Below are 6,765 nucleotides of genomic sequence, written 5' to 3'. Positions count from 1 at the left end.
CCCCCTGCCGAGGCAGGGGGAGGAGACCAACAACGGAGTGACCGGAATGTTTTCCTACTACCTCGAACTCGCCTTGCGCAGCCTGAAGCGCAGTCCCGGCCTCACTGCGCTGATGGTGCTGGCGATCGGCTTCGGCGTGGCTGCGTCGATGACCACCTGGTCGGTGTTCCGCGCGGTGTCGGGCGATCCGATCCCGTGGAAGTCCGCGCAGCTGTTCGTGCCGCAGATCGACAACTGGGGGCCGAACGGGCGCAGCAACGACGGCGAGCCGCCGAACGCGATGGACTACGCCGACGCGATGGCGCTGATGCGCGACCACCGCGCCAAGCGGCAGTCGGCGATGTACCAGATCTCGCCGTCGGTGGTGCCGGCCGAGGCCGGCAAGCATCCGCTGAACGTCAGCGGCCACGCCGTCTATGGCGAGTTCTTCCCGATGCTGGACGTGCCGTTCAAGTACGGCAGCGGCTGGCGCGCAAGCGACGACGAAAATCGCGCGGCGGTGGTGGTGATCAGCAGCAAGCTCAACCAGAAGCTGTTCGGCGGGGCCGCCAGCGTGGGCCGCTCGGTCAACATCGAGGGCAGGGACTACCGCGTGGTCGGCGTGCTCGAGGACTGGAACCCGCAGCCGCGTTTCTACGACGTGGTCAACAGCGGCGGCTTCTCGGTCAACGGCGACGATGTGTTCCTGCCATTCCTCACTGCGATCCAGACGGGCATGTCGAACGACGGCAACACCAATTGCAACGCGGTGCCCAAGGAGTCGGGCTTCGTCGGCCTGCAGCGCTCCGAATGCGTGTGGATCGCCTTCATGGCCGAGCTGGACACCGGAGCGGTGGCCGCCTACCGCGACTACCTCGACGGTTACGCACGCGACCAACAGCGCGCCGGGCGCTTCGCCTGGGCGCCGAACGGCCGCCTGCGCGACCTGCGTGCGTGGCTGGACAATCAGCACGTGGTGCCCAGCGACACCAAGGTCTCGCTGCTGGTGGCGCTGGGCCTGCTGCTGGTGTGCCTGGTGAACACGGTGGGCCTGCTGCTGGCCAAGTTCCTGCGCCGCAGCAGCGAGATCGGCGTGCGCCGCGCGCTGGGTGCGCCGCGTGCGGCGATCTACACGCAGTTCATCACCGAGGCCGGCATCGTCGGTCTGGCCGGCGGCGTGCTGGGTCTGCTGCTCACCGGCGTGGGCGTAGCCAGCGTGGGCTGGGTGTTGCCCAAGGACATCGCCGCGCTGGCGCGGGTAGACCTGTCGCTGCTGCTGCTCACCCTGCTGGTGGCCGTGATCGCCACGGTGCTGGCCGGCCTGTATCCCACGTTCCGCGCTTCGCGCGTGCAGCCTGCCTGGCAGCTGAAAAGTAATTGAGGAGCATGAGCATGAAACTGCATCCCATCCTCGCCGCGCTGCGCAAGCACAAGGCCGGCACCGTGCTGATCGCGCTGCAGATCGCGTTGACCCTGGCGATCGTGTGCAACGCGGTATTCATCATCGGCCAGCGCATCGAGCGGGTGAACCGCCCCACCGGGCTGGACGAGAGCAACCTGTTCCTGATCAGCCAGCAGTGGGTGGGCGCGCCCAGCGCCGATACGCCCGATGGCGTGGAGAAGCTGGACGCGATGCAGCGCGAGGATCTCGCCGCGCTGCGCCAGCTGCCGGACGTGGTCTCGGTGGCGCCGATCAATTCGATACCGCTGCTCAACTCCTCCTGGACCGGCTCGGTGTCGCTCAAGCCGGATGCGAAGCTGGGCGGCAAGGGCAATACCCGCACCGCGTATTACTTCACCGACGATCAGGCGCTGTCCGCGCTGGGGTTGCGGCTGGTGGCCGGCCGCGCCTTCACGGCCGGCGACGTGCAGCACCAGGGCTTCCGTGACCAGCGCGAGCGCCCGATCGCCATCATCACCAAGCAGCTGGCGGACAAGCTGTTCCCGCAGGGCAGTGCGGTCGGCAAGGTGATGTACACCGACGGCAGCAGCGCCCCCACCACCGTGGTCGGCGTGGTGGATCGCATGCAGATTCCCTCCAGCGGCAGCTGGGGCAACGAGTTCGTGTGGCATTCCACGCTGATCCCCACCCGGCTGGACGGAAATTTCGCACGCTACGTCGTGCGCACCAAGCCGGGCCGGCTGGACGCGGCGATGCGCGCGGTGACGCCCGTGCTGTACAAGGTGAACCCGCTGCGCGTGCTCGATGACGACAGCGTCAAGCCGTTCGACGAGATCCGCGCCAAGGCCTACCGCGCCGATCGCGGCATGGCGATCCTGATGGGCGTGGTCGCGCTGATCCTGCTGTGCGTCACCGCCGCCGGCATCGTCGGCCTCACCAGCTTCTGGGTCGGCCAGCGCCACCGGCAGATCGGTGTGCGCCGCGCGCTGGGCGCGCGCAAGGTGGACATCCTGCGCTACTTCCAGATCGAGAACCTGCTGATCGCCGGCGCCGGCGTGGTGATCGGCGTGCTGCTGGCGGTGGGCCTGAACCTGTGGCTGATGAGCCACTACGAGATGACCCGCATCCCGCTGTCGTACGTACTGGTGGGCGTGCTGGCGATGCTGGCGATCGGCCAGGCCGCAGTGTTCGCGCCGGCGCGGCGGGCGTCCAACGTGCCGCCGGTGGAAGCGACGCGGGCGGCGTGACGGCTTCTGTGCCCTCTCCTGCATTCGCCGGGGAGGGAGTCAAGAATGACGGAGCACGTGGAATGTTCGGCTATTACCTCGACCTGGCCCTGCACAGCCTGAAGCGCAACAAGGCGCTCACCGCGCTGATGGTGCTGGCGATCGCGCTGGGCATTGGCGCGTCGATGACCACGCTCACCGTGCTGCACGTGCTGTCGGGCGACCCGCTGCCGGGGCGCAGCGGCACGCTGTACTACCCGCAAGTCGACGCGCGCGACGACAGCGGCATCATGTCGGGCAAGGAGCCGCCGCCGCAGCTCACGGAGATCGACGGTTTCAACCTGCTGCATGCGAAGCGGGCGGATCGGCAGGCGCTGATGACGGGCGGCGCGGTGCCGATCCAGCCGGATTCCGCCGCGCTCGATCCGTTCTACGTGGAGGCGCGCTACACCACGGCGGATTTCTTCGCGATGTTCGGGGCGCCGTTCCGCTACGGCCGCGGCTGGAATGCGGCCGACGACGAGGCGAAAGCGCGCGACGTGGTGATCGGCAGCGAGTTGAACGAGCGCTTGTTTGGCGGCGCGAACAGTGTGGGACGCACCCTGCGCATGGCGGATAGCCTGTTCCGCATCGTGGGTGTGCTCGGCGACTGGGCGCCCAGCCCGCATTTCTACGACCTCAACACCGGCTCCTACGGTTATGCCGAACAGGTGTTCATCCCACTGCAGACGATGCTGGACCTGCACCTGGAGCACAACGGCTCCACCGACTGCTGGGGCAACGGTACCGGCGGCGTGGGGACCATCTATCCCGCGCCGAGCTGCGTGTGGATGCAGTTCTGGGTGCAGTTGGACACGCCGGCCAAGGCAGCCGACTACAAGGAGTTCCTGGTCCATTACTCCGAGCAGCAGAAGGCGCTGGGCCGGTTCGTGAAGGTGCCGAACGTGCGCCTGCGCAATCTGATGCAGTGGCTGGCCTACCAACAGGTAGTGCCCGACGACGTACGCCTGCAGGCCGGGCTGGCGTTCGGCTTCCTGCTGGTGTGCCTGGTCAACACGGTGGGCCTGATGCTGGCGAAGTTCCTGCGTCGCGCCAACGAACTCAGCGTGCGGCGCGCGCTGGGCGCCTCGCGGCGCGCGCTGTTCGCGCAGTTGCTGATCGAGTCGGGCGTGGTGGGGCTGACGGGCGGCATGGGCGGCCTGCTGCTGGCCCTGCTCGGCCTGTGGGTAGTGCGGCAGCGGCCTTCCGACTATGCCGCGCTGGCGCACCTCGACCCCGTGATGTTGCTGACCACCTTCCTGCTGGCGCTGGGCGCGAGCCTGCTGGCCGGACTGCTGCCGGCCTGGCGTGCTTGTCAGATAACTCCGGCCTTGCAGCTGAAGAGCAATTGAGGGAGCGACGATGGAACTGCGACCGATACTCTCCACGCTGCGGCGGCACAAGATCACCGCGGGCCTGCTGATCCTGGAGATCGCGCTGACCTGCGCGATCGTCTGCAACGCAGTGTTCATGATCGGCCACCGACTGCAGCACATGGACATGACTACCGGCATCGACGAACACGCGCTGGTGCAGGTCCAGCTGGCCGCGATTGCACCCACGCCAGACATCTACGCGCGGGCGCGGGAAGACCTTGCCGTGTTGCGGCAGGTGCCGGGCGTGCAGGCGGTGGCGCTGACCAACCAGCTACCGCTGCAGGGCGACTCCTCGAACGCCAGCCTCAAGCTGGATCCGGCGCAGCGCGAGCCCACGCTCAGCGCCAGCACCTACTTTGGCGAGGACCTGCCGCAGACCATGGGCGCGCGGCTGGTGGCCGGGCGCAACCTGCAGCCGGACGAGATCGTCAATGCGGATGTGGTGGTCAAGGCGCTGGCCAGCGGCAACACCAAGGGCCTGCCTGTTGCGGTCACGGTGATCACCCAGGCGCTGGCCGACCGCCTTTGGCCGGGGCAGAACCCGCTGGGCAAGACGATCTATCTCACCACCCAGGTGGGCGTGCGGGTGGTCGGCGTGCTGGCCGACCTTGCGCGTGCCAACGCCTACAACGACGCTACCGCGCATTACTCGCTCGTCCTGCCGCTGTTCATGGGCGTGGGCAAGAACCAGAGCTATGTCATCCGCACCCGGCCGCAGGATCGCGAAGCCGTTCTCAAGGCCGCCGTGGCCGCGCTGAAGAAGGCCGACCCGCAACGGGTGGTAACCCGGCAGCGCACCTACGACGAACTACGCGGGAAGTTCTTCGCCAACGACCGCGCGATGGCCGGCATCCTGGTGGGCGTGATCGTGGCGCTGCTCATCGTCACCGCGCTGGGCATCGCGGGCCTGGCCAGTTTCTGGGTGGCGCAGCGGCGCCGCACCATCGGCGTGCGCCGCGCGCTGGGCGCCACCCGCCGCAACATCCTCAATTACTTCCAGACCGAGAACTTCCTGCTCGCCACGATCGGCATCGCGCTGGGCATGGTGCTGGCCTACGGCATCAACCTGTTTCTGATGCTGCATTACGAATTGCCGCGGTTGCCGGCCGCCTATTTCCCGATCGGCGCAGTGGTGCTGTGGCTGATCGGGCAGGCGGCGGTGCTCGGCCCCGCGCTGCGCGCCGCGGCGGTGCCGCCGGTGGTGGCGACGCGGTCGGTGTGACGCTTTTTTACCCCCTCCCCTGTGACCGAAGGGAATCCCTTCGGGACATAGCAGGGGAGGCTTGGGGAGGGGTGCTTTTGACTTTGGGGTAAGAGCACCCCCTCCCGACCTCCCACTGCCTTGCAGGGGGAGGGGACGTAACCAGATGGAGTGACGCAATGCTCGGCTACTACCTCGACCTCGCGCTGCGCAGCCTGAAGCGCAACAAGGTGCTCACTGCGCTGATGGTGCTGGCCATCGCCGTCGGCATCGGCGCCAGCATGACCACGCTGACGGTGATGCGGCTTCTGTCGGGCGATCCGCTCCCGGACAGGAGCGCGCACATCTATTACCCGCAGCTGGATCCGGAAACCGGTGCGGACGTGCGCAAGGTGCCGCCGGACATGCTCGACTACATCACCGCCCACGACCTGTGGCAGTCCGGCAAGGCCGACCGCCAGGCCATGGTCATGGACGGCACGATCAAGGTGCAGCCGGAACTCGCGGGGCAGTCGCCGTTCATGGCCACCGTGGTGGGCACCACGTCGGACTTCTTTCCGATGTTCGGCGTGCCGTTCCGTTACGGCGGTTCCTGGACGGCTGCCGACGGGGTGGCTGCGGCGCGCCAGGTGGTGATTTCCGACGTGCTCAATCAGCGCCTGTTCGGCGGCGTCAACAGCGTCGGCCGCACCATCGTGCTCAATGGCGCCAGCGTGCAGGTGGTCGGTGTGCTCGACCACTGGCGGCCGCGGCCGCGGTTCTACCTGCTGGCAGGCGCGCGCAATTCCGGCGGCGACACCTCCTATTACTACGGAAAATCGCATGACGTGTTCCTGCCGGTGTCCACCGGGCTGGACATCAACGCTGGCAACTTCGGCTGGTACACCTGCTGGGCCAAGCCCGACCGCATGGACCTGCAGCACGCGCCATGCGAGTCGGTGGCGCTATGGGTACAATTGGACACGCCGGCCAGGGCAGCGGCGTACCGGCGCTACCTGGATGCCTACGATGCGCAGCAGCGCGAACTGGGCCGGCTGACCCACCCGGCCAACACCCGCATGATGTCGCTGCAGGCATGGCTGGCCTACCAGAACGTGGTGCCCGGCGACGTCAAGCTGCAGACCTGGCTGGCGTTCGGCTTCTTGCTGGTGTGCCTGTTCAACACGGTGGGCTTGCTGCTGGCCAAGTTCCTGCGCCGCGGCGGCGAAATCGGCGTGCGCCGCGCACTGGGCGCCACCCGCCGCGCGATCTTCACCCAGTGCCTGACGGAGGCCGGGCTGATCGGCCTGCTTGGCGGCATCGGCGGCTTGCTGCTGACGCTGCTGGGCCTGTGGCTGGTGCGTCGGCAACCGGTGGAGTACGCCGACATCGTGGCGCTAAACGTGCCGATGTTCCTGCTCACGCTGATGCTGGCCGTGGTCACCGCCTTGCTCGCCGGCGCATTGCCCGCCCTGCGCGCCAGCCGGATCCCGCCGGCGCTTCAGCTCAAGACGCTTTAGTGCGTCATCCCTGCGCATGAAAGCGGCCATCCATGGCCGCACT

5 protein-coding genes are annotated in these 6,765 nt (G+C 67.7%); all 5 read left to right on the top strand.

Annotated elements, in window-relative coordinates:
• Window positions 1–46 precede the first annotated feature (46 nt).
• Entirely contained in the window at window positions 47–1,360 is a 1,314-nt protein-coding gene (locus UUA_RS08280; protein WP_008435875.1) for an ABC transporter permease, read from the top strand.
• 11 nt (window positions 1,361–1,371) lie between these two features.
• Window positions 1,372–2,628, top strand: a complete 1,257-nt coding sequence (locus UUA_RS08275; protein WP_008435871.1) for an ABC transporter permease — start codon at window positions 1,372–1,374, stop codon at window positions 2,626–2,628.
• Between the two features lie 62 nt (window positions 2,629–2,690).
• Window positions 2,691–3,998: an ABC transporter permease gene (locus tag UUA_RS08270; protein WP_008435865.1), complete on the top strand. Its 1,308-nt coding sequence runs from the start codon at window positions 2,691–2,693 to the stop codon at window positions 3,996–3,998.
• 10 nt (window positions 3,999–4,008) lie between these two features.
• Window positions 4,009–5,244 (top strand): ABC transporter permease, encoded by a 1,236-nt coding sequence (locus UUA_RS08265; RefSeq protein WP_008435858.1) that lies wholly within the window; start codon window positions 4,009–4,011, stop codon window positions 5,242–5,244.
• A gap of 158 nt (window positions 5,245–5,402) precedes the next feature.
• Complete coding sequence (locus tag UUA_RS08260) at window positions 5,403–6,722, top strand: ABC transporter permease (RefSeq protein WP_008435852.1); 1,320 nt, start codon at window positions 5,403–5,405, stop codon at window positions 6,720–6,722.
• The last annotated feature ends 43 nt before the right edge of the window (window positions 6,723–6,765 follow it).

The organism is Rhodanobacter thiooxydans LCS2, assembly GCF_000264375.1.
GTDB lineage: Bacteria > Pseudomonadota > Gammaproteobacteria > Xanthomonadales > Rhodanobacteraceae > Rhodanobacter > Rhodanobacter thiooxydans.
The sequence above is the reverse complement of the archived record's forward strand: the minus strand, read 5'-3'. Positions and strand labels throughout refer to the sequence as shown.